This is a genomic window from Streptomyces bungoensis, from assembly GCF_001514215.1.
GTDB classification, from domain to species: Bacteria; Actinomycetota; Actinomycetes; order Streptomycetales; family Streptomycetaceae; genus Streptomyces; species Streptomyces bungoensis.
On the sequence record NZ_KQ948857.1, the window covers coordinates 321,904 to 341,134 of the forward strand.

Consider the following 19,231-nt stretch of genomic DNA (forward strand, 5'->3'; position numbering starts at 1 on the left):
GCCCACGGCGGTGATCGGTGGGGAGGAACCCGGCCTTCAGAACGCGGCCTCGTCCAGCTCCATCAGGTCGAGGTCGACGGTCCCGGCGACCTTGCGGGCCAGGGTGACGCCCGGCAGCACGTTGGCCGCGAAGAACTTCGCCGCCGCGATCTTGCCGGTGTAGAAGGCCTTGTCCCTGGCGGACGCGGTCGGCAGCTTCTCGGCGGCGATGGCGGCGCCCTTGAGCAGCAGGTAGCCGACGATCACGTCACCGGAGGCGAGCAGCAGGCGGGTGGTGTTCAGGCCCACCTTGTAGATGTTCTTGACGTCCTGCTCGGTGGCCGCGAGGTCGGTCAGCATCAGGCCGACGATCGCCTCCAGCTCCACGGCGGCCTTCGCCAGGTGCTCGCGGGCGCCGGCCAGCTCCTCGCCGCCGGTGCCGAGCGCCAGGAACTTCTTGATGTCCTCGGCGAGGGAGTTCAGCGCGGTGCCCTGGTTGCGGACGATCTTCCGGAAGAAGTAGTCCTGGCCCTGGATGGCGGTGGTGCCCTCGTACAGGGTGTCGATCTTGGCGTCGCGGATGTACTGCTCGATCGGGTACTCCTGCAGGAAGCCGGAGCCGCCGAAGGTCTGCAGCGACTGGGCGAGCTGCTCGTAGGCCTTCTCGGAGCCGTAGCCCTTGACGATCGGCAGGAGCAGGTCGTTCAGGGCGTGGTCGGCGGAGGCGTCCTCGCCGTTCGCCTCCTTGACCTGGATCGCGTCCTGGATCGAGGCGGTGTACATCACCAGGGCGCGCATGCCCTCCGCGTACGCCTTCTGCGTCATCAGCGAGCGGCGCACGTCGGGGTGGTGGGTGATGGTGACCTTGGGCGCGGTCTTGTCCATGAAGTTCGCCAGGTCCGGACCCTGGACGCGCTCCTTGGCGTACTCCAGCGCGTTCAGGTAGCCCGTGGACAGGGTGGAGATCGCCTTCGTGCCGACCATCATGCGGGCGAACTCGATGATGCGGAACATCTGGCGGATGCCGTCGTGCTTGTCGCCGATGAGCCAGCCCTTGGCGGGGTGCTTGTCGCCGAAGGTCATCTCGCACGTGTTGGACGCCTTCAGGCCCATCTTGTGCTCGACGTTGGTGGCGTAGACGCCGTTGCGCTCGCCCAGCTCGCCGGTCTCGAAGTCGAACAGGAACTTCGGGACGAGGAAGAGGGACAGGCCCTTGGTGCCGGGGCCGGCGCCCTCGGGGCGCGCGAGCACGTAGTGGAGGATGTTCTCCGACATGTCGTGCTCACCGGAGGTGATGAAGCGCTTCACGCCCTCGATGTGCCAGGAGCCGTCCTCCTGCTGGACCGCCTTGGTGCGGCCGGCGCCGACGTCGGAGCCCGCGTCGGGCTCGGTCAGCACCATCGTGGAGCCCCACTGCTTCTCCACGGCGATCGAGGCGATGTGCTTCTGGACCTCGTTGCCCTCCTCGAAGAGGATGCCGGCGAACGCGGGGCCCGAGGAGTACATCCACACGGCCGGGTTGGCGCCCAGGATCAGCTCGGCGTAGGCCCAGATCAGGGAGCGCGGCGAGGTGGTGCCGCCGATCTCCTCGGGCAGGCCGAGCCGCCAGTACTCGGAGTCCATGAAGGCCTGGTAGCTCTTCTTGAAGGACGCGGGGACCGGCGCGGTGTTGGTCTCCGGGTCGAAGACCGGCGGGTTGCGGTCGGCGTCGGCGAAGGACTCGGCCAGCTCGTTCTCCGAGAGGCGGGTCAGCTCCTCCAGCACGCTCTTGGCGGTCTCGAGGTCCATCTCCTCGAAGGGGCCGGTGCCGTACACCTTGTCGCGCCCCAGTACTTCGAAGAGGTTGAACTCGATGTCGCGGAGATTCGGCTTGTAGTGCCCCATGGCGACGGCTCCGTAGAGAGATCGGCGAGGCACTGACTCCTCGCGCCTTAAGTTCACGTTCCAACAAGTGCCTACGATGATGCTACCCGTCGGTAATAAGACGCAAGCCCGATCCGGTCATCTGTGACTCGTTACTCTTTGGGGCATGTACGGATACGGCCAGCCCATGGACAGTGGAGCTGCTCAGCAGCAGTACGCCGCACCCCAGCAGCCGATGGCCGGCGGCTACGGGCAGCAGCCGCCGCTGTATCCCGAGCCGTCCCCGCCCTCGCTCGCGGACGCGGTGCGCGCCTTCACCACGGGGCAGATGGCCGCGGAGGACTTCCAGCAGATCTTCGCGACCTCGAAGGTGTACTGCCCGCGCGGCGACACCCCCGGCTTCCTGGCGCTGCACAACACCCAGCAGCCGGTGATCCCGATGTTCACCTCGCTGAAGGAGCTGCGCCGCTACGCGGGCAAGGAGTCCAAGTACTTCGTCATCACCGGTGCGGAGGTGATCGACCTGCTGCCGACGGGCTACGGCTTCGTCCTGGACATGGAGGGCGAGCACCGGATGGTGTTCGACGCCAAGGCGGTCGAGCAGATGGTCGACTTCGCTATGCGCCGCATGTACGGCTGAGTGCCGGCCGTGCGCACCGGGAGCCCGGAGGGAATGCCCTCCGGGCTCCTCGCGTTACGGGTGGCAGAAAGTTCAATGCTCAACTAAACTCGGAGCACAAGGAGGTCCACCATGCCTGCAGTGACCGTCGAGAACCCGTTGACGCTGCCCCGCGTGACCGCCCCCGCCGACGCGGTGGCCCGTCCCGTGCTGGCCGTCACCACCGCACCGAGCGGTTTCGAGGGAGAGGGCTTCCCGGTGCGCCGGGCGTTCGCCGGGATCAACTACCGCCACCTCGACCCGTTCATCATGATGGACCAGATGGGCGAGGTGGAGTACGCGCCGGGCGAGCCCAAGGGCACCCCGTGGCACCCCCACCGCGGCTTCGAGACCGTGACCTACATCATCGACGGCATCTTCGACCACCAGGACTCCAACGGTGGCGGCGGCACCATCACCAACGGCGACACCCAGTGGATGACGGCGGGCTCGGGCCTGCTCCACATCGAGGCGCCGCCGGAGCAGCTCGTGATGTCCGGCGGCCTCTTCCACGGCCTGCAGCTGTGGGTGAACCTCCCGGCCGAGGACAAGATGATGGCCCCGCGCTACCAGGACATCCGCGGCGGCAACGTGCAGCTGCTCACCTCCCCCGACGGCGGCTCGCTGCTCCGGGTCATCGCCGGTGAACTGGACGGGCACGCCGGTCCCGGCATCACGCACACGCCGATCACGATGATCCACGCGACGCTCGCGCCGGGCGCGGAGATCACGCTGCCCTGGCGGGAGGACTTCAACGGCCTCGCCTACGTGCTCGCGGGCCGCGGAGCGGTGGGCGCCGAGCGCCGGCCGGTCCAGATGGGGCAGACCGCCGTGTTCGGGTCGGGTTCCTCGCTGACCGTCCGCGCGGACGAGAAGCAGGACTCGCACACTCCGGACCTGGAGGTCGTCCTCCTCGGCGGGCAGCCCATCCGGGAGCCCATGGTCCACTACGGCCCGTTCGTCATGAACACCAAGGACGAGCTGATGCAGGCCTTCGAGGACTTCCAGAAGGGCCGCCTCGGCACCGTCCCGGCCGTGCACGGCATGACGGAGGGCGGACTGTAGGGCTCACCAGGGCCCTGCGCGTAAGGACCCGGAGCCTTCGTGCGCGAGGGCTCCGGGCCGGCCGTCCGCCCGGTCTCCCGGTGACGGGCCGGTGACAGCCCTCCGAGTTCCTCAGCGCCCACGCCGGACCGTCAGCCCGGACGGTGCGGAACCGACGTACGGCGAGATCGCCGTGTCTCTCACCGGCCACGGCATCGACGACGCGGGAAAATACCTGGTCATCCCCGGCTTCTCGGGCTCAGGGGCGGAGTAGTGTGAAGAAACCGGGAGTTCTTCGCGCACCGGCTCCGCCGCGGGTGCCGTTTCCGGGGATCGACAGCGCCGGGCCGCCTCCACGAGCCCGGGGACAGGTCCGCGCCATGCCCGTGACCATTGACCGTACGACCTCGAGCAGGCGCCCGCCGTCGCCGCCGGCCCGGCTCTCCCTGACACCCGCACCGGGTGGCCTGGACGGCGTGTGGTGGCCCCGTTCCCGCGCCCTCACCCGTGAACTGCCGCCGTTGACGGCCGCATTGGCTGATCGCTGGGGCCGTATCACGGGTGTCACCGTGCACCCGGCCTACTGGCCCGTCCTGCCGCACCGGGTGTCCGACGCCGGACGCACCGTGCGGGTGCGCTGGTCCACCGAGGAGCAGGATCCGCACAGACTCACTCTCCTCTCCGCCGAAGGCCGCCGGGACGTGCTGGTGATCCCGCCCGAAACCCCTGCGAACGCCGCCGCACGGCTGATGGCCGGCGACGGCGTCGGTGCCCCGGCCCGAGAGGGATCGGCCGACAGGGTCGACGCCCGAAGGAGGGAAGAGGTGTGGGAGACCGACGGCGGAGCGGGTCGGCCGTCGTCCCGGCCTCTGCCCGTCGGCCCGACAGGGCGTTCGGCAGCCCGCCGACGGAGGTGAGAGGACATGACCGTCACCGTCGTCGCCGTGCTGCTCGTCCTGATCGCCGTCGGAGGAGTCCTGATCCACCGGCTCCGTGCTCGGCACGACGAACGGATCGCCGACTTCCACCGCAGCGACGCTCCGCCGGGGATCGGCCGCCGGACCCGCAGACGCCACCTGCCGGCGGGGGACACGACCGTTCCGGCACGCCCCACCGCGGCAGGGACCGCGGAGGACGGCGGCTTCGGCCCGAAGAACGAGGGGGGCAGAGGAAGGCACATCATGGCCATGCTGCGCGAGCGGAAGGGGTACCGCGAGAAGATCATGCGGGCTCTGTACCAGGCCGCCGAGGGCAATCGGCTCCTGGGCGTGGACGGGGCGAAGCTCCGCGACGACCTCGGTATCCCCGAACAGGATCTGGCCGCTGCCTGCTCGTACCTGGCGGGCGAGGGCTGGGTCGTCGTCGACTGGGGGAGGGGCAACACGCCCGAGATGATCACGTTGACACACCGGGGGATCCGGCGGATGGAGACGGAAGAGGAGAGTGCCGCTGCTCCCGAGGGACGGGCGGCACCCTGACCGGCTCCGACACCCCTGGCTGCTGCCCGACGCCGTCCGCGAGGCGGGACGTCGGCGCCGACTCACTCCGCACGGTGGGGCTTGTGGCGGGCGACGTGCAGGCGGACCTCGGTGGGCATGTCAGGGAGGCCGGTGGACCGACGTGCGGTGCGGAGCGGGCCTTCGCAGAGGGCACCGAGAGTGGCGCCGGGCGCGCCCTCGGGGGTGAGGGTGAGCCCGACGCGGGTGCGGTGGTGGGCGGGCCGGCCGGTGATGCGTACGGTCGCGTCGTCGACCCCCGGCAGGGCACCGGCTTCGGTCGCGATCGCGTCGCCGAGTGCGCGGTCGCGAAGTTCGACGCCCTCCTGCGGGGGTGTGCCGCCGACGGGAAGTGAGCCGGGGCGGCGTCGGCTCAGCTGGGCGAGCAGCCACCACAGGGCGAGCAGGGCGGCGACGGCGAGAGCGGCGATGACCGCGGGCCACCACCACCAGCCCTGGCTGCTCCAGCGGGCCCGGTCGGCCGAGCCGAGCAGGACGTCGGCCGGGTGGGTCAGCGGCCAGCCCGCGGGCGGGACCAGATCGAGTCGCCGGTAGAGGTCGAGTCCGGCGAAGAGGATCAGCACCCCGCCGCCGAGCAGGACCAGTCCGGCGAGGGCCAGCAGACTGCGGTTGCGGACGGATCGCTGCGTCATGGTGCGGGCTCCGGTGCTGCGGGTGTCGGTCAGTCGGTGCGTCGCCGCAGGCGTACGACGATGCGGGGAGGACGGGCGAGGGCCAGCCGGTCGCACTCCTCGTCGAGGACGGCGGTGAGGTCGTCCCTCACCTGCCGGGGGTCACGGAAGCGGACGTCCGCGCGCGCCTTGATGCGGTGGCGGCGCACCCGGACGCGGGCCGCGCCGACGCCGGGGACCCGCATCGCGGCGTCACGCAGGAGGTCGGCGGCCCCGTCGCGGTCCAGGGAGGCCCGCAGCCGGGGGCAGCCGGCGGGTGAGCGCAGGGGCAGCCAGTGGCGCAGGCCGGGGGTGAGGGCCAGGACGAGCAGCCAGACACCGACGGCGGCGGCCACGGCGGCTCCCGTGAGCATCCACACGTCGTCCACGGGGCGGGTGGCCAGTTCGTCGGCCAGATGCCGTCGCCAGGCTGACGCCGGGCGTCCCGCCCGTACGGCGACGACGTCGACCAGCGCCGCGACCGCCGCCACGAGGATCACCGAGGCGACCAGCGCGGCCGGGACGCGGCGCGCGGACCACGGCCGGTGGGCCCGGTGCCCGCTGTCGCGCTCACCGGCCGTGAGGTCACGGCCGGGCACGTCGCGTCCGGACGGATCGGGCTCCTTCGTCAGCGGCACCGCGGCACGGTGCGCGGACGGCGCGGAGCCGTGCTCGGCAGGACCGGGGTCGGGTGTCATCGCGATCCCCCTTCCCGCGCGGCGCGCCCGGCGCCCCGGGCCGTGGGGCCGCTCACCGGACCCGCCCCCGGCTCGCTCCGGCGCCGGTCACCAGCCGCCGGACGGTCAGGGTGACCTCTCCCACCCGCAAGCCGGTCAGCTGGGCCACCCGTTCGGCGACGTCCCTCTGGATCCGCTCACAGACCCGGGGAATGTCGGTGGGATAGGGCAGGTCCAGGGCCAGATGCAGGCGTACCGATCCGGTACGGACGGCGGCGGAGGCGCTGGGTGCCGTCGGCCCGCCCCGGTCCGGCGGTACGGCGGCACGGCGCGACTGGGACGTGCGGGCCGCCTGCGTGGCGATACGGGCGACCACCCGGTCCGGGATGACGGTGGCGCCCCGCTCGGCCGGGGGCGGCAGGCCGTCGGCCGGCGCCGGTGGGCCCGGCGCCTCGCCGGCGGAACCGGGCCGGGCCTTCACCGCCGCCTCCGTGACCGGACGTCGAGGTCGCCCTGCAGGACGAGGCCGACGAGCAGGCCCGCCGTACCCAGGACCAGAACCAGCAGGAATGCCCAGAAGCCGCCGAAATAACCGGCGAAGCCCAGGGCCATGCCCGCGGCGAGGCCCGTCGTTGCTGCGTTCATCATGCACTCACCCGTCTCACGGACGTACGTCATCGTGCGCGCGATCTACCGCGCCCGTACCGGGCCCGGCGGTGGATCACCTCACGCGGCCCTCGTCCGGTGCGGCCTCTTCCTCCTCGTCGGGCAGGTGGACGTCGTCGACGGCGATGTTCACCTCGACGACCTCCAGGCCCGTCATCCGCTCCACGGCGCTGATGACATTGGTGCGGACGGCGCCGGCGACGTCGACGATGGAGACGCCGTACTCGACGACGACGTCCAGGTCCACCGCGGCCTGACGCTCGCCGACCTCGACCTTCACTCCTCGTGTGACGCCTCCGCCCCCTCCACCGGGAACGCGTTCCCGCATGGCACCGAAGGCGCGGGCCATCCCCCCGCCCAGGCTGTAGATGCCCGGTACCTCGCGGGCGGCCATGCCCGCGATCTTGGCCACCACGCCGTCCGCGATGGTCGTCTTCCCCCGTGTCTCGGCCGGAGCCCCGGCTCCGGTACGGCCCTTCAGCGCGCTCAGGCCCGCATCGGGCCTGCCGCCCCCGCCGACGCTGGTGATGTTCTCCGTCATGGCGGTCGCCTCGATCGGTCGGTCGGACACCGGTGTGGCGCCCGTCGAAGGGTTGGACATACCGGGCGCCTCCTTCCTCACGCGGACGGCATGTGATGTGAGTCACAGAGGCCTGGTGGGTACACGGGTGGTCCGAAGCCTCGTGCGGGGGCGTCATGATCGAACACGCTGTCCCACCATCGCCGGAACCCGACCTGCTGGGTCGCGGCCTGCCGGACGCGCTGCTGGCCGTACAGGCGGCCGAGGGGGACGAGGACTCCTTCGCCGTCCTGGTCCGGCGGCACGGCTCGTCCCTCCTCACCCTGGCCCGCTGCATGCTCGTCGATCCGCAGGACGCCGAGGAGGCCGTGCAGGACGCCTTCGTCAGCGCCTGGCGGCGACTGCCGGAATACCGCCACAGCGCGGAGTTCGGCACCTGGATCTACCGGATCACCGTCAACCGCTGCCTGACCCTGCGCCGGCGCCGGCCGCCGCCCCTCTCGCTGGACGCCGTCGCCGAGCCCGCCGCGGGAGACGCCTGGAGCCAGCCCGCCCGGTGCGCCGAACAGGACGCGGCCACCGACGCCCTGTCCCGTGCGCTCCGCGATCTGGACGCCGGGCAGCGGCTCTGCTGGATCCTGCGGGAGGTGCAGGGCCTGTCGTACAAGGAGATCGCCCACGTGACGCGGGCCACTGAGCCGACCGTGCGCGGCAGGCTGTTCAGGGCACGCCGATCCCTGCAGGAGGCGATGGGCCCATGGCGCTAGACGACCCGCACCCGCGGCCCCCGGACCCGCCCGAAGCCGACGGTCGCCCGTTCGAGGGCGATGAGGTACTCCCTTGCGGCCGCCTGCTCAGCCGGGTCTGGGAACAGGAGTGCGACGCGCTGCCGGCCACGGACCCGCACACCGTCTCCTGTCCCTACTGCCGCGAGGCCGTCGAGGGACTGGCCACGGTGAACGCGGCCACCCGCGCGCTGCGTGCCGAGCACGCCCCCCGCCTGCATGCACTCGCCGACCGTGTCATGAACATCGTCCGGGCAGAGGTACGGCTCGGGCGGCTGCTGCCTCTGGCAGACCCGGACCGGGACCTGCGGATCGCCGAGAGCGCCGCGGCGAAGGTCCTGCGGCGGGCCGCGGACACGGTCCCCGGTGCCAGGGCGGCGGGCTGCCGTCTCGCACCCGAGGGGGAGGGCACCGACGTACGGGTGACCATGACCCTGGCCGCCGCTCTCGACCGTCCGCTGCCCGACCGGGTCCACCAGGTGCGCCGATCTGTCCTCCACTCGGCCGGACAGGACCTGGGTCTCGCCGTGACGGCCGTCGACATCACCGTGGTCGACGTCCTGGAGCCGGAGCCGCCCCCCGGCCCCGGCCTCCCGACCGGCGGCGGTGCGTGATGACCGCCGTCCGTCCGGCCACGCTCCTCGGCATCGCGGCCGAGGCGGCCCTCGCCGTTCCCGGTGTGGCGGGCCTGCACCCCCGTCTGTCCCGTCGCCTCGCGGCAGCAGCCTCGCCCACCCGGACGGACGTCGCGCACCGCGCCTCGCCCGAGGCGGGCATCAGGGCCGGGCGGGCGCCGGACCGTCCGGGATGGCACATCGAGGTGCGCTGCGTCCTGGCCGAGGGCCGGCGGGCGCTGGACGTCGCCCGGAACGTCCACGACCGGGTGGGGGCCGCCGTCCTCTCCCACCTCGCCGCCCTCGACGCCGTGGAGCCGGTCACCGTCGAGGTCGCCGTGACCCGTATCGCCACCGGGCAGGACGTGGCGTGAGTCCGGTTGCGCGTCCCCGGCCGCAGCGCCGTGCAGCGGTTCGGCCGTGAGCGCGCCGGGCGGCGCCGGCCACACCGGCGCGCGCACCCTCCCGCGGCGGACTCCGGTGCCGCCGGCCCGGTGGCGCCGTCACCCGGCCGGGCCGTCCACACAGGACAGCCCGGCCGTCGCCGTGATCGGCTGGACGGGTGCAGCTGCTGCCCGACCCCGTCCGCCGTCTCGCGGCCTGGTGTGCCGTGCTGCTGCTCGTCGCCGGGGTGGTGTGGGTGGTGGTCCAGTTCTGCGTCCAGTTCCGCACCGCCCTCGTGCCGGTGCTGCTCGCCCTGCTGGGCAGCGCCCTGCTCGGGCCGCTGTACCGGCGGCTGGTGCGGATGGGCGTGCAGCGGTCGCTGGCCGCCGCGGTGACCTGCGTCGCCGTCGTGGTCGTGGTCGGCGGTGCCGTGTACATCGTCGTCACCGCGATCGTCGACAGCGGCGACCAGATCATCGGTTCGCTCAGGGACGCCGTGAAGTCCGTCGCCCGGTACTTCGGGTCCCCCGGCACCGGGCTGGACGACCTCGCCGCCAACGCCCGCAAACTGCTCTCCCGGTTCGGCGGCACCGCCGTCTCCAACGTCGTCAGCGGGGTCGGTGTGGTCGGCGAGAGCCTCGCCATGGCCGTCCTCGCGCTGCTGCTGGTCTTCTTCTTCCTGCGCGACTCCCCGCGCGTCCTCGACACTCTCCGGGACCTCGCACCCGGCGGCAGCGCCGCCACCCTGGAGATCATGGCCCGGCGCGCCTTCGAGGCCGTGGAGGGCTTCATGCGCGGCACGACCCTCATCGCGCTCATCGACGCCCTCTGTATCACCGTCGGGCTGCTGATCCTGCGGGTGCCCGGCGCCGTCGGACTCGGCGCGCTCGTCTTCGTCGGCGCCTACATCCCCTACCTCGGCGCCTTCATCTCCGGCGCGGTGGCCGTCCTGGTGGCCCTCGCCGACCGGGGGTTCGTCATCGCCCTGTGGGCGCTGGGCGTCGTCGTCGCGGTGCAGGTGCTGGAGGGGCACGTGCTGCAGCCGGTCATCCAGAGCCGGACCGTGCAGATGCACCCGGCGGTGGTGCTGCTGGCGATCACCGCCGGCGCGTCCCTCGCGGGCATCGTCGGCATGCTGTTCGCGGTGCCGCTGACCGCGGCCGCCTCCGGCGTCGCCCAGGAGATGCGCACGCGCTACGAGCCGCCGGACGGGCCCCGGCCGTCCAGGCCGTCGGACTCGTAGAGCTCGAACCAGATGCTCTTGCCCTCGCCCCGCGGCTCCACCCCCCAGGCCTGGGCGAGCAGTTCGATCAGCAGCAGGCCGCGGCCGGAGGAGGCCAGCTCCCCGGGCCGCCGCTTGTGCGGCAGGTCGTCGCCGGCGTCCGTGACGTCCACCCGCAGCAGGCGCCCGCCCGGCTCCCCGGTGACCTCGGCGATCAGCAGCGCGTCGGAGTCGGTGTGCACCAGCACGTTGGTGACCATCTCGGAGACCAGCAGCACCGCGGAGTCGACCTGCTCGGCGGACCGCCAGTCGTGCAGCAGCCCGCGCAGGTGCCGCCGGGCCTCGGCGATCCGCTCGGGCTCGTCCTGCGCCACGGCCAGCAGCGTGCGCCGCGCGGTGGGCCGGACGGCGCCCTTCTCCGGCCGGGTCAGCAGCAGCACCGCGATGTCGTCCTCGCGGCGGTCGGCCAGCGGGCCGGTGGTGTGGTGCGAGGACGGCCCGTGCACGCCCTGCACCAGCGCGTCCGCCAGCGACTCCGTGTCGCCGCGGTGCTCCTCAAGGATCGCCCGGATGCGCCGCCAGCCGCTCTCCATGTCGTGCCCGCCGGTCTCGATCAGGCCGTCGGTGCACAGCATCATCGTCTCGCCGGGCTCCAGCGCGAACCGGGTCGTCGGGTAGTCGGCGTCCGGGTCGACGCCCAGCGGCAGCCCGCCCGCGGTGGGCCGCATCATCACCGTGCCGTCGGACATCCGGATCGCCGGGTCCGGGTGCCCGGCGCGGGCGATCTCCAGCATGCCGGTGCCCGGGTCGACCTCCACGTACAGGCAGGTCGCGAAGCGCAGGTCGGTCATGTGCTCGTCGTGCGTGATGCCGTGCAGGAAACGGGAGGCGCGGGAGAGCACGGCGTCGGGGCGGTGCCCCTCGGAGGCGTAGGCCCGCAGGGCGATGCGCAGCTGGCCCATCAGCCCGGCCGCCCGCACGTCATGACCCTGCACGTCGCCGATGGCCAGCGCGCACCTGCCGTTGGGCAGCGGGATCATGTCGTACCAGTCGCCGCCGACCTGCAGCCCGCCGCCGGTCGGGATGTAGCGGGCGGCGACCGTCATGCCGGGGATCTCCGGACCCAGCGAGGGCAGCATGGAGCGCTGCAGGCCCTCGGTCAGCTCCCGCTCGGTCTCCGCGGCGCCGGCCCGCGTCAGGGCCTGGGCCAGCATCCGCGCGACCGTCGTCAGCACGGCACGCTCGTCCGGGGTGAACGCCACCGGGTAGGTGAAGGCCGCCATCCAGGCGCCCATCGTGCGGCCGGCCACCGTCAGCGGCAGGAACGCCCAGGAGTGCCGGCCGAACTGGCGGGCGAGCGGCCAGGTGACCGGGTAGCGCGCCATGTACTCCTCCGGGGAGGAGACGTAGACGGCCCGGCCGGTGCGGACCACCTCGGCCGCCGGGTAGTCGGTGGCCAGCGGCAGGTGGGAGAAGGGGCTGTCGTCACCGGGCGCGTGCCCGTGGTGGCCGATCACCGTCAGGCGGTCGCCCTCGACGCCGAACACCGCGAGCCCGTCCGGGCTGAAGCCGGGCATGGACAGACCGGCCGCCACCCGCAGGACCTCCGCCGTCGACCGCGCCTCCGCCAGGGCCCGGCCCGCGTCCAGCAGGAACGCCTCCCGGGAGCGCCGCCAGTCCCCGGTGACCGCGCTGCGGGCCGCCGCCGTGCCCGGGGTCGGCTCGGTGACCTCCTGCAGGGTGCCGATCAGCTCGTACGACCGCCGGGCCGGGTCGTAGGACGGCTTGGAGCGGCTGCGCACGACGCGGACGACCCGGCCGTGCTCGTCCACGATCCGGATGCGCACCTCGGCGAGGGTGCCCTCGGAGACCGCCAGCTGCACCACGCCGGTGATCTCGTTCCAGTCCACCGGGTGCAGCCGGGCCCGGGTCTGGGCCTCGGTGAGGGTGACCTGCCGGGCGGGCAGGCCGAGCAGCCGCGCCGCCTCCGCATCCACGGTGACCAGCTTCGCGGCCGTGTCCCAGTGCCACAGCCCGGTCGCGAGGGCGGCGAGGACGTCACCGACGGACGGCAGGGGCTCGCCTGTACGCATTGCCCCACTTTATGAAGATGCGATCGGTACCTGCCACCCTGGACGGGCGACCGGTATCGGCAGAACGCCGGGACCGGGCCGCGGGCGGCCTCGGAGACGGCCCCCGGAGGGCCGTGCGGGTGCCCGTGAGGGGCGGGCCGTAATGGTGGGGAGTCGATGGGGGGCTGCCCGGTACCCTTGACGGGTCCGGGCCCCGTGCCCGGCCTCCGCCGAGGCGCAGCCCCGGCACTCATCACCCCACCACGAAGGACGATGAACGACGATGCATCGGTACAGGTCCCACACCTGCGGCCAGCTCCGCGCCTCTGACGTCGGCACCGACGTCCGGCTGAGTGGCTGGCTGCACAATCGGCGCGACCTGGGCGGCATCCTCTTCATCGATCTGCGCGACCACTACGGCATCACGCAGCTGGTGGCCCGTCCCGGCACGCCCGCCTACGAGGCGCTCGACAAGCTCTCCAAGGAGACGGTCGTGCGCGTCGACGGCAGCGTTGTTTCACGTGGAACCGAGAACGTGAACCCGGACCTGCCCACCGGTGAGATCGAGATCGAGGTCGGCGAGGTGGAGGTGCTGGGCGAGGCCGCCCCGCTGCCCTTCACGATCAACGCCGAGGACGGGGTCAACGAGGAGCGGCGCCTGGAGTACCGCTTCCTGGACCTGCGCCGCGAGCGGATGCACCGCAACATCATGCTGCGCACGGCGGTCATCTCCGCCATGCGCCAGAAGATGGCCGCGATGGGCTTCAACGAGATGGCGACGCCGATCCTGTCCGCCACCTCCCCCGAGGGCGCCCGCGACTACGTGGTCCCCTCCCGGGTGCACCCGGGCCGGTTCTACGCCCTGCCGCAGGCCCCGCAGCAGTTCAAGCAGCTGCTGATGATCTCCGGCTTCGACCGCTACTTCCAGATCGCGCCCTGCTTCCGCGACGAGGACGCCCGCGCCGACCGCTCGCCGGGCGAGTTCTACCAGCTCGACGTCGAGATGAGCTTCGTCGAGCAGGAGGACGTCTTCCAGCCGATCGAGAAGCTCATGACGGAGCTGTTCGAGGAGTTCGGCGGCGGCCGCCACGTCACCTCCCCGTTCCCGCGGATCCCGTTCCGCGAGGCGATGCTGAAGTACGGCTCCGACAAGCCGGACCTGCGCGCCCAACTGGAGCTGGTCGACATCACCGACGTCTTCGCGGGCTCGGAGTTCAAGGCGTTCGCCGGCAAGCACGTGCGCGCGCTGCCCGTCCCGGCGGTCCAGGACCAGCCGCGCAAGTTCTTCGACCAGCTCGGCGAGTACGCGATCTCGCTGGGCGCCAAGGGCCTGGCGTGGGTGCGGGTCGGCGAGGACGGTGCGCTGTCCGGCCCGATCGCGAAGTTCCTGACGGAGGAGAACGTCGCCGAGCTCACGAAGCGGCTGTCGCTGGCCCCCGGCCACGCGGTCTTCTTCGGCGCGGGCGAGTTCGACGAGGTCTCCAAGATCATGGGCGCGGTCCGCGTCGAGGCCGCCCGGCGGGCCGGCCACTTCGAGGACAACGTCTTCCGGTTCTGCTGGATCGTCGACTTCCCGATGTACGAGAAGGACGAGGACACCGGCGCGATCGACTTCTCGCACAACCCCTTCTCCATGCCGCAGGGCGGCCTGGAGGCGCTGGAGAGCCAGGACCCGCTGGACATCCTGGGCTGGCAGTACGACATCGTCTGCAACGGCGTCGAGCTGTCCTCCGGCGCGATCCGGAACCACGAGCCGGAGATCATGCTCAAGGCCTTCGAGATCGCCGGCTACGACCGCGAGACGGTCGAGGAGAAGTTCGCGGGCATGCTCCGCGCGTTCCGCTTCGGCGCCCCGCCGCACGGCGGCATCGCCCCGGGCGTGGACCGTATCGTCATGCTCCTCGCGGACGAGCCCAACATCCGCGAGACGATCGCCTTCCCGCTCAACGGCAACGCCCAGGACCTGATGATGGGCGCCCCCACCGAGCTGGACGAGTCGCGCCTGCGCGAACTGCACCTGACGATCCGCAAGCCGCAGCCGAAGTAGCCGCGGCGAGCGCCTGACGCACGACGGCCCGGGACCGTGCAGGTCCCGGGCCGTCGTGCATGTGCGGCTGTGCGGTTGTGCGGCCGGTGTCAGGACAGGGACTTGTAGCCGCCCCAGCCCGTCGCGATCTTCGTACGGGAGCCGAACGACCCCTTGCCGTCGCCGCTGTTGCGGTACACGTTGCCGCTGGTGTCGCGGGACACGAGGTCGGCCTTGCCGTCGTCGGTGATGTCCCCGACGCCGACGACCACGTCGTAGGAGCCGCCCCAGTCGGTGAACACCTTGGCGCGGGCGGCGAACGTGCTTTTGCCCGTGCCCTTGTAGCGGTAGAGGGTGTTGGCCTTGTCCTGGGCGAGCAGGTCGCCGATCCCGTCGCCGTCGAGGTCGCCGGCGCCGACGATCTTCCTGTAGCCCTTCCAGTCGTCGTACAGCTTCACCCGCGAGGACAGCTTCCCGTCGCTGGTCCCCTTGTAGAGGTAGACGGCCCCGGTGGAGGCGTTGCGGGCGACCAGGTCCGGGCGCCCGTCGCCGCTGACGTCACCGGGCGAGGTGAGCACGTCGTACTGCGTCCAGCCGCTGCTCGCCAGGGTGGTGTACGACGTCCTCGGGGTGACCGCCTTGCCGCAGCCAGGCTTGTACAGCCGCAGGGCGCCGCTGCTGTAGCGCACCAGGACGTCGTTGCAGCGGTCGCCGCTCAGGTCGCCGAAGGGTACGGCCTTGACGCTGGTGGGCCAGCCGGTGCCGGTGGTCTTGTCGCCGAACCTGCCCGTGCCGGTGCCGGCCTGGAAGGTCAGGCCGCCGGACGAGTTCAGGGTGAGCAGGTCACCGCGGCCGTCCGGACCGTCGGGGCTGGTGAAGTCGTGGCGCACGGCCGCGCCCCGGGACAGGAACGCCTCCCCGGTCGCCACGGTGACCGGCGTGGCGGTGCCGGTACCGGTGGCCTTGAGGGTCCAGGTGAACATGCCCGTGGGGAACCACGCTCCGGTCACCGTCTTGCCGTACCAGTCCGTCGCCACCCGCGCCGCGGACGCGCCGCCGGTCACCGTGCCGGTCGCCCGGCCGGTCGCGCCGCTCTGGACGGAGGTGAACGTCACGGACCAGGACTGGACCGGCCGGGACAGCAGCCAGGAGCCCTCGAAGCGCATCCCCGGGTCCACGTAGCTGCCGGCCTCCGTACGGAACACCGTCACCGGTGAAGGGGCGATGTGCGTGGCCGCCACGTGGGTCCGCTCGTAGCCGTCGAACCAGGCGACCATGCCCGTGTACTCGTCGACCGTCCAGCGGTGGCGGCGGTCGGTGGCGAGCCCGGTGTCCGGGAGCCCGGAGGCGAGCACGCGCGTGGCACCGGTGCCGGCGTCCGTGAGGACCAGCTCGTCCGTGCCGTGGTCGTGGCGGACCGTGAAGCCGTCGCCGAGCAGCACGTCACCGGGGAGCACCGGGCGGGAGGTGCCCGCCGTGGAGTCGTACACGCCGGCCGAGTCCGTGCCGCACGCCCAGTACACCCAGCGGCCCGCCGCCTGCAGCTCGCTCGGCACGCAGGCCAGGCCCGGGACCGTCACCGTGGCGAGGGTCCTGTCCAGGGTGAGGCTGTACGAGGTCAGCTTGCCGGCGGTGGAGGTGGCGCTCCACAGGGTGGGCCCGTGCAGGGCGGCCGCGCGGACGGAGCGCTTCAGCTTCTGCCCCTGGCCGAACTCGCCGACGTACTGCGCAGGCGCCGAGCCACCCGAGTCGTACACGGCGTAGTCGTCGGAGACGTCGACGATGGTGCCGCCCTCGGTGTGGAACTCCAGGGGGTTGCCGCCGATCGAGACCAGCCGGTCGGCGTTCGCGAGGCCGCTGCCGCCCTCGTCGCCGTCGTAGTACGTGTCCAGGTAGACGTCCCGCGGGCCGTCGCCGTAGTTGCCGAACATCGCCGAGCAGGCGGTCCCGGGGTACGGGCACACGGGGCTGATCGCGGAGCCGTCCGTGGCGGCCGTCGCGGCCGGGGTGCCGGCGACTACGCCGATCTGGCGCACGGAGGTGGTGTCGGAGGCCTTGGCCGGGTCGTCCTCGGCGACGCGGAGGCTGCCCCGGCTGAACGCGAGACCCGTCTTCGGGTTCTCCTTCGCGGGGACCTGGTACGCCTTCTCCGACGTCAGCGAGCCGTCCTCGGCCTGGCTCAGCCGCTGCACCCACCAGTCCGTGGCACCGCTGCCGCCGGTCACGAGGGCGTCGCCGCCCGGGGCCGGGGCCGCGTAGTCGCCGGTGCTGTCCAGCAGGGTCTCGGTGTGGCCGTCGGTCAGGGACATCGCGGCCAGCCGGGACGTGGCGGTGCCGGTGCCGAGCGGCAGCACCAGCCAGTCGCCGACCAGGACCGGGTCGCCGTCGACGGCGTCCGGCCGGCCGAACGTGACGACCTGCTCCGGGGCGGAGAGGTCGTGCCGGTCCTTCAGGTGCAGCTCGCCGGTCCCGGACTCGTACCAGCCGATCCGGTCCTCGGACATCACGTAGTGCGTGGCGTACAGGGTGTCCGTGAACACCTGCGTGTTCACGGCCGTCCCGGTGTCGATGTACCGGAGGCCGTGGCTGCGGGTCCACAGCACGCCGGCGGAGTCCGCCGCGACGATCTCCTCGCTCTGGATGTTCGTCGCCTCACCGGTGATCAGGCGTTCCCGCTGCTGCCCGTCGACCTCGTCGACCAGGGTGTAGCCGGTGACGACCGTGTCACCGGCCAGGGCCCGGTAGTAGCGGTTGGCCGCGCCGAAGGCGACCTCGGTGCGCTTGCCCGTGACCGGGTTCCACAGGGCGACCGAGTTGCTGGTCGTTCCGGTGGGCAGCGCGACGAGGTCGCCGTCCGCGCCGTACCAGGCCGTACGGCAGGCCGAGCCGATGACCGTGCAGCCCGTGCCCGGCGTGTAGACGCTGCCGTCGGCGTTCTTCACGGTGACGGTGCCGCCGTCGGCGTAGTCCGTCCACAGCAGCCCGGAGATCCCGGCCTGCCGGTGCAGGAAGCCGCTCGGGCCGGCCGCGTACGGGCGGTCCGTGCGCGGTGTGGCGGAACTCGGGTCGGTCAGCGTGATCTCGCTGCCGGCGGCCGCCGTGGTGACCGGTTCGGCCGAGGCGCCGTCCTGCGGCAGGACGGCGATGGACACGGCCGCCGCCGCGACCGCGAACGAGGAGACGGCGGCGGCGAGTCCGCGCCGTCCCGGGGCGTGTCTGCCCACGTGAGGTTCCCTCCCCGCGAGGGCCCCCGCCCTCGCACAAGTGAGCGGACTTTACCAGCCCTTTTACAGCTGTTGGTCGTCGGCAGCGGTGCCGGTGTCGGCGCCGGTGTCGCTATCCGTATCCGTATCCGTATCCGTATCCGTATCCGTATCCGTATCGGTATCGGTATCGAAGTCCGGTGAGGCGCCGTCCTCCAGCAGCCGCTCGGCGATGTCGTCCGACCAGCGCTGGGCCCAGGCCCGCAGGTCGCCGATCTGCCGCTCGGTGCAGCCGTACCGCGCGAAGTCCCGGTCGGCGTAGAAGTCCGTGCCCGTCAGCCGGGACTGGAGGGTGGGCAGGTCGAAGGGGTCGTGGGCGTGCCGGCGGCCCAGTTCCTCCAAGTGGGGCAGGGAGAACCGGGCCGCGGCGGCCCGGGCGTCGATCAGGTCGACGGCGGCCCCGCGGTCGTACAGGGCCCGGATCTTCGTGCCGACCGCGTCCTCGAGGGCCAGGGCGGGGCCGTACCCGGTCAGCTCCGGGGGCTGCCAGAAGGCCTCCTTGTGGAGGACGAGGGCGCAGCGCTCGCCGGTCGGCGGGTCCGTGACCGTCAGCTGCGCCGTCCGCGCCGTCACGGCACCGGCCCGCACCTGCCGCCCCCGCGCCTCCAGGGCGGCGCCGACGGCACCGGCGATCCGGTCCATGGGCTCCGGGCTCTCGGTGGCGAGGTCGAGGTTGGCGTGCGGGCGGTGCAGCAGTCCGTGCGCCTCGAGGGCGTAACCGCCGGCGAGCACCAGCGCGTACGGGCTGCCGGCCGAGAGGGCGTCCGCGAGGAGACGCCGGCGGGCCGCGGATTCGGCTCCGGACGCGGCTCCGGATTCGGGGTGGGTCACGGCTTCCGTACTCTGCCAGACGCGCGGCGGGGCGCGGGGATTTCGGCGGTCTGTCACACGGCGGCGGGCGCGGGTGTCAGGGAGGTGTCCGCAGCCGAACACCCGTCGGGAGCCCTCATGCGTACCGCTCATCTCGTCGTCACCCTGCTCGCCGCCCTCATGGCCGGGTTCTCCGGCGCCGTGCTGCTGCTGCGTGCCCGGTGGATCGTGCGGGCGCTCACCGACTACCGGGTGCCGCGGTCCTGGTGGACCTGGCTGGGGCTGGCCAAGGTGGCGGGCGCGGCCGGGCTGGTGGTGGGCCTGTTCGTGCCGCTGATCGGTGTGCTGGCCGGGGTGGGACTGGTGCTGTACTTCACCGGGGCGGCCGTCACGGTGGCGCGGGCCCGCTGGTACGCGCACGTCCCGTTCCCGCTCGTCTACGCGGCACCGGTGGTGGGGGCGCTCGTCCTCGGCTGGGCGG

At 72.5% G+C, this 19,231-nt stretch carries 18 protein-coding genes and 1 pseudogene; 10 read left to right on the top strand and 9 right to left on the bottom strand.

What is annotated here, in order from left to right:
• Positions 1-36 precede the first annotated feature (36 nt).
• Complete coding sequence (locus AQJ66_RS17635; protein WP_061922480.1) at positions 37-1,863, bottom strand: acyl-CoA dehydrogenase; 1,827 nt, start codon at positions 1,861-1,863, stop codon at positions 37-39.
• 145 nt (positions 1,864-2,008) lie between these two features.
• Between AQJ66_RS17635 and AQJ66_RS17640 the strand changes: the two genes are divergently transcribed.
• From AQJ66_RS17640 to AQJ66_RS17650, 4 genes are all read left to right on the top strand, one after another.
• Entirely contained in the window at positions 2,009-2,482 is a 474-nt protein-coding gene (locus AQJ66_RS17640) for an SseB family protein (RefSeq protein WP_061922483.1), read from the top strand.
• Between the two features lie 111 nt (positions 2,483-2,593).
• Positions 2,594-3,565 (top strand): pirin family protein, encoded by a 972-nt coding sequence (locus AQJ66_RS17645; protein ID WP_061922486.1) that lies wholly within the window; start codon positions 2,594-2,596, stop codon positions 3,563-3,565.
• Positions 3,566-3,924: 359 nt separating this feature from the next.
• Positions 3,925-4,461: a DUF5994 family protein gene (locus AQJ66_RS40085; RefSeq protein WP_079060261.1), complete on the top strand. Its 537-nt coding sequence runs from the start codon at positions 3,925-3,927 to the stop codon at positions 4,459-4,461.
• A 264-nt stretch (positions 4,462-4,725) separates the two neighbouring features.
• Positions 4,726-5,022 (top strand): hypothetical protein, encoded by a 297-nt coding sequence (locus AQJ66_RS17650; protein ID WP_061922597.1) that lies wholly within the window; start codon positions 4,726-4,728, stop codon positions 5,020-5,022.
• 62 nt (positions 5,023-5,084) lie between these two features.
• Here the strand turns inward: AQJ66_RS17650 and AQJ66_RS17655 are convergent, their stop codons facing one another.
• From AQJ66_RS17655 to AQJ66_RS17675, 5 genes are all read right to left on the bottom strand, one after another.
• The gene (locus AQJ66_RS17655) at positions 5,085-5,693 is read right to left on the bottom strand and encodes a hypothetical protein (RefSeq protein ID WP_061922487.1); all 609 of its coding nucleotides are present in this window, start codon (positions 5,691-5,693) and stop codon (positions 5,085-5,087) included.
• Positions 5,694-5,722: 29 nt separating this feature from the next.
• A complete protein-coding gene (locus tag AQJ66_RS17660; protein ID WP_079060262.1) occupies positions 5,723-6,409 on the bottom strand; it encodes a DUF6286 domain-containing protein in 687 nt (228 codons plus the stop codon).
• Between the two features lie 52 nt (positions 6,410-6,461).
• The gene (locus AQJ66_RS17665) at positions 6,462-6,869 is read right to left on the bottom strand and encodes an Asp23/Gls24 family envelope stress response protein (protein WP_061922490.1); all 408 of its coding nucleotides are present in this window, start codon (positions 6,867-6,869) and stop codon (positions 6,462-6,464) included.
• The gene (locus AQJ66_RS17670; protein ID WP_159052577.1) at positions 6,866-7,036 is read right to left on the bottom strand and encodes a hypothetical protein; all 171 of its coding nucleotides are present in this window, start codon (positions 7,034-7,036) and stop codon (positions 6,866-6,868) included. The genes AQJ66_RS17665 and AQJ66_RS17670 overlap by 4 nt, the downstream gene beginning before the upstream one ends.
• A 73-nt stretch (positions 7,037-7,109) precedes the next feature.
• Positions 7,110-7,595, bottom strand: coding sequence for an Asp23/Gls24 family envelope stress response protein (locus tag AQJ66_RS17675; RefSeq protein ID WP_061922603.1), 486 nt, complete (start codon positions 7,593-7,595; stop codon positions 7,110-7,112).
• Positions 7,596-7,750: 155 nt separating this feature from the next.
• On the opposite strand from AQJ66_RS17675, the gene AQJ66_RS17680 reads away from it, so the two are divergent.
• From AQJ66_RS17680 to AQJ66_RS17695, 4 genes are all read left to right on the top strand, one after another.
• Positions 7,751-8,341, top strand: a complete 591-nt coding sequence (locus tag AQJ66_RS17680; RefSeq protein WP_061922496.1) for an RNA polymerase sigma factor — start codon at positions 7,751-7,753, stop codon at positions 8,339-8,341.
• Positions 8,332-8,973, top strand: coding sequence for an Asp23/Gls24 family envelope stress response protein (locus tag AQJ66_RS17685; RefSeq protein WP_061922499.1), 642 nt, complete (start codon positions 8,332-8,334; stop codon positions 8,971-8,973). Before AQJ66_RS17680 ends, AQJ66_RS17685 begins: the two co-directional genes overlap by 10 nt.
• Entirely contained in the window at positions 8,973-9,347 is a 375-nt protein-coding gene (locus tag AQJ66_RS17690; RefSeq protein ID WP_061922502.1) for an Asp23/Gls24 family envelope stress response protein, read from the top strand. The genes AQJ66_RS17685 and AQJ66_RS17690 overlap by 1 nt, the downstream gene beginning before the upstream one ends.
• 188 nt (positions 9,348-9,535) lie before the next feature.
• Positions 9,536-10,600 carry an AI-2E family transporter gene (locus AQJ66_RS17695; protein WP_061922506.1) on the top strand — a complete coding sequence of 355 codons (1,065 nt, stop codon included), beginning with the start codon at positions 9,536-9,538 and terminating at the stop codon, positions 10,598-10,600.
• On the opposite strand, the gene AQJ66_RS17700 is transcribed toward AQJ66_RS17695, so the two are convergent.
• Positions 10,552-12,672 (bottom strand): ATP-binding SpoIIE family protein phosphatase, encoded by a 2,121-nt coding sequence (locus AQJ66_RS17700; protein ID WP_061922508.1) that lies wholly within the window; start codon positions 12,670-12,672, stop codon positions 10,552-10,554. The genes AQJ66_RS17695 and AQJ66_RS17700 overlap by 49 nt on opposite strands.
• A gap of 262 nt (positions 12,673-12,934) precedes the next feature.
• Between AQJ66_RS17700 and aspS the strand changes: the two genes are divergently transcribed.
• Positions 12,935-14,698, top strand: a complete 1,764-nt coding sequence (gene aspS, locus AQJ66_RS17705; protein WP_061922511.1) for an aspartate--tRNA ligase — start codon at positions 12,935-12,937, stop codon at positions 14,696-14,698.
• Between the two features lie 89 nt (positions 14,699-14,787).
• Here the strand turns inward: aspS and AQJ66_RS17710 are convergent, their stop codons facing one another.
• Positions 14,788-17,901 (bottom strand): FG-GAP repeat domain-containing protein, encoded by a 3,114-nt coding sequence (locus AQJ66_RS17710; protein WP_061922514.1) that lies wholly within the window; start codon positions 17,899-17,901, stop codon positions 14,788-14,790.
• Between the two features lie 174 nt (positions 17,902-18,075).
• A pseudogene (locus AQJ66_RS17715) lies at positions 18,076-18,771 on the bottom strand (hypothetical protein); the annotation flags it as partial.
• A 117-nt stretch (positions 18,772-18,888) separates the two neighbouring features.
• On the opposite strand from AQJ66_RS17715, the gene AQJ66_RS17720 reads away from it, so the two are divergent.
• Positions 18,889-19,231 (top strand): DoxX family protein (locus AQJ66_RS17720; protein WP_061922517.1); only part of this gene is annotated, 343 nt, incomplete at its 3' end.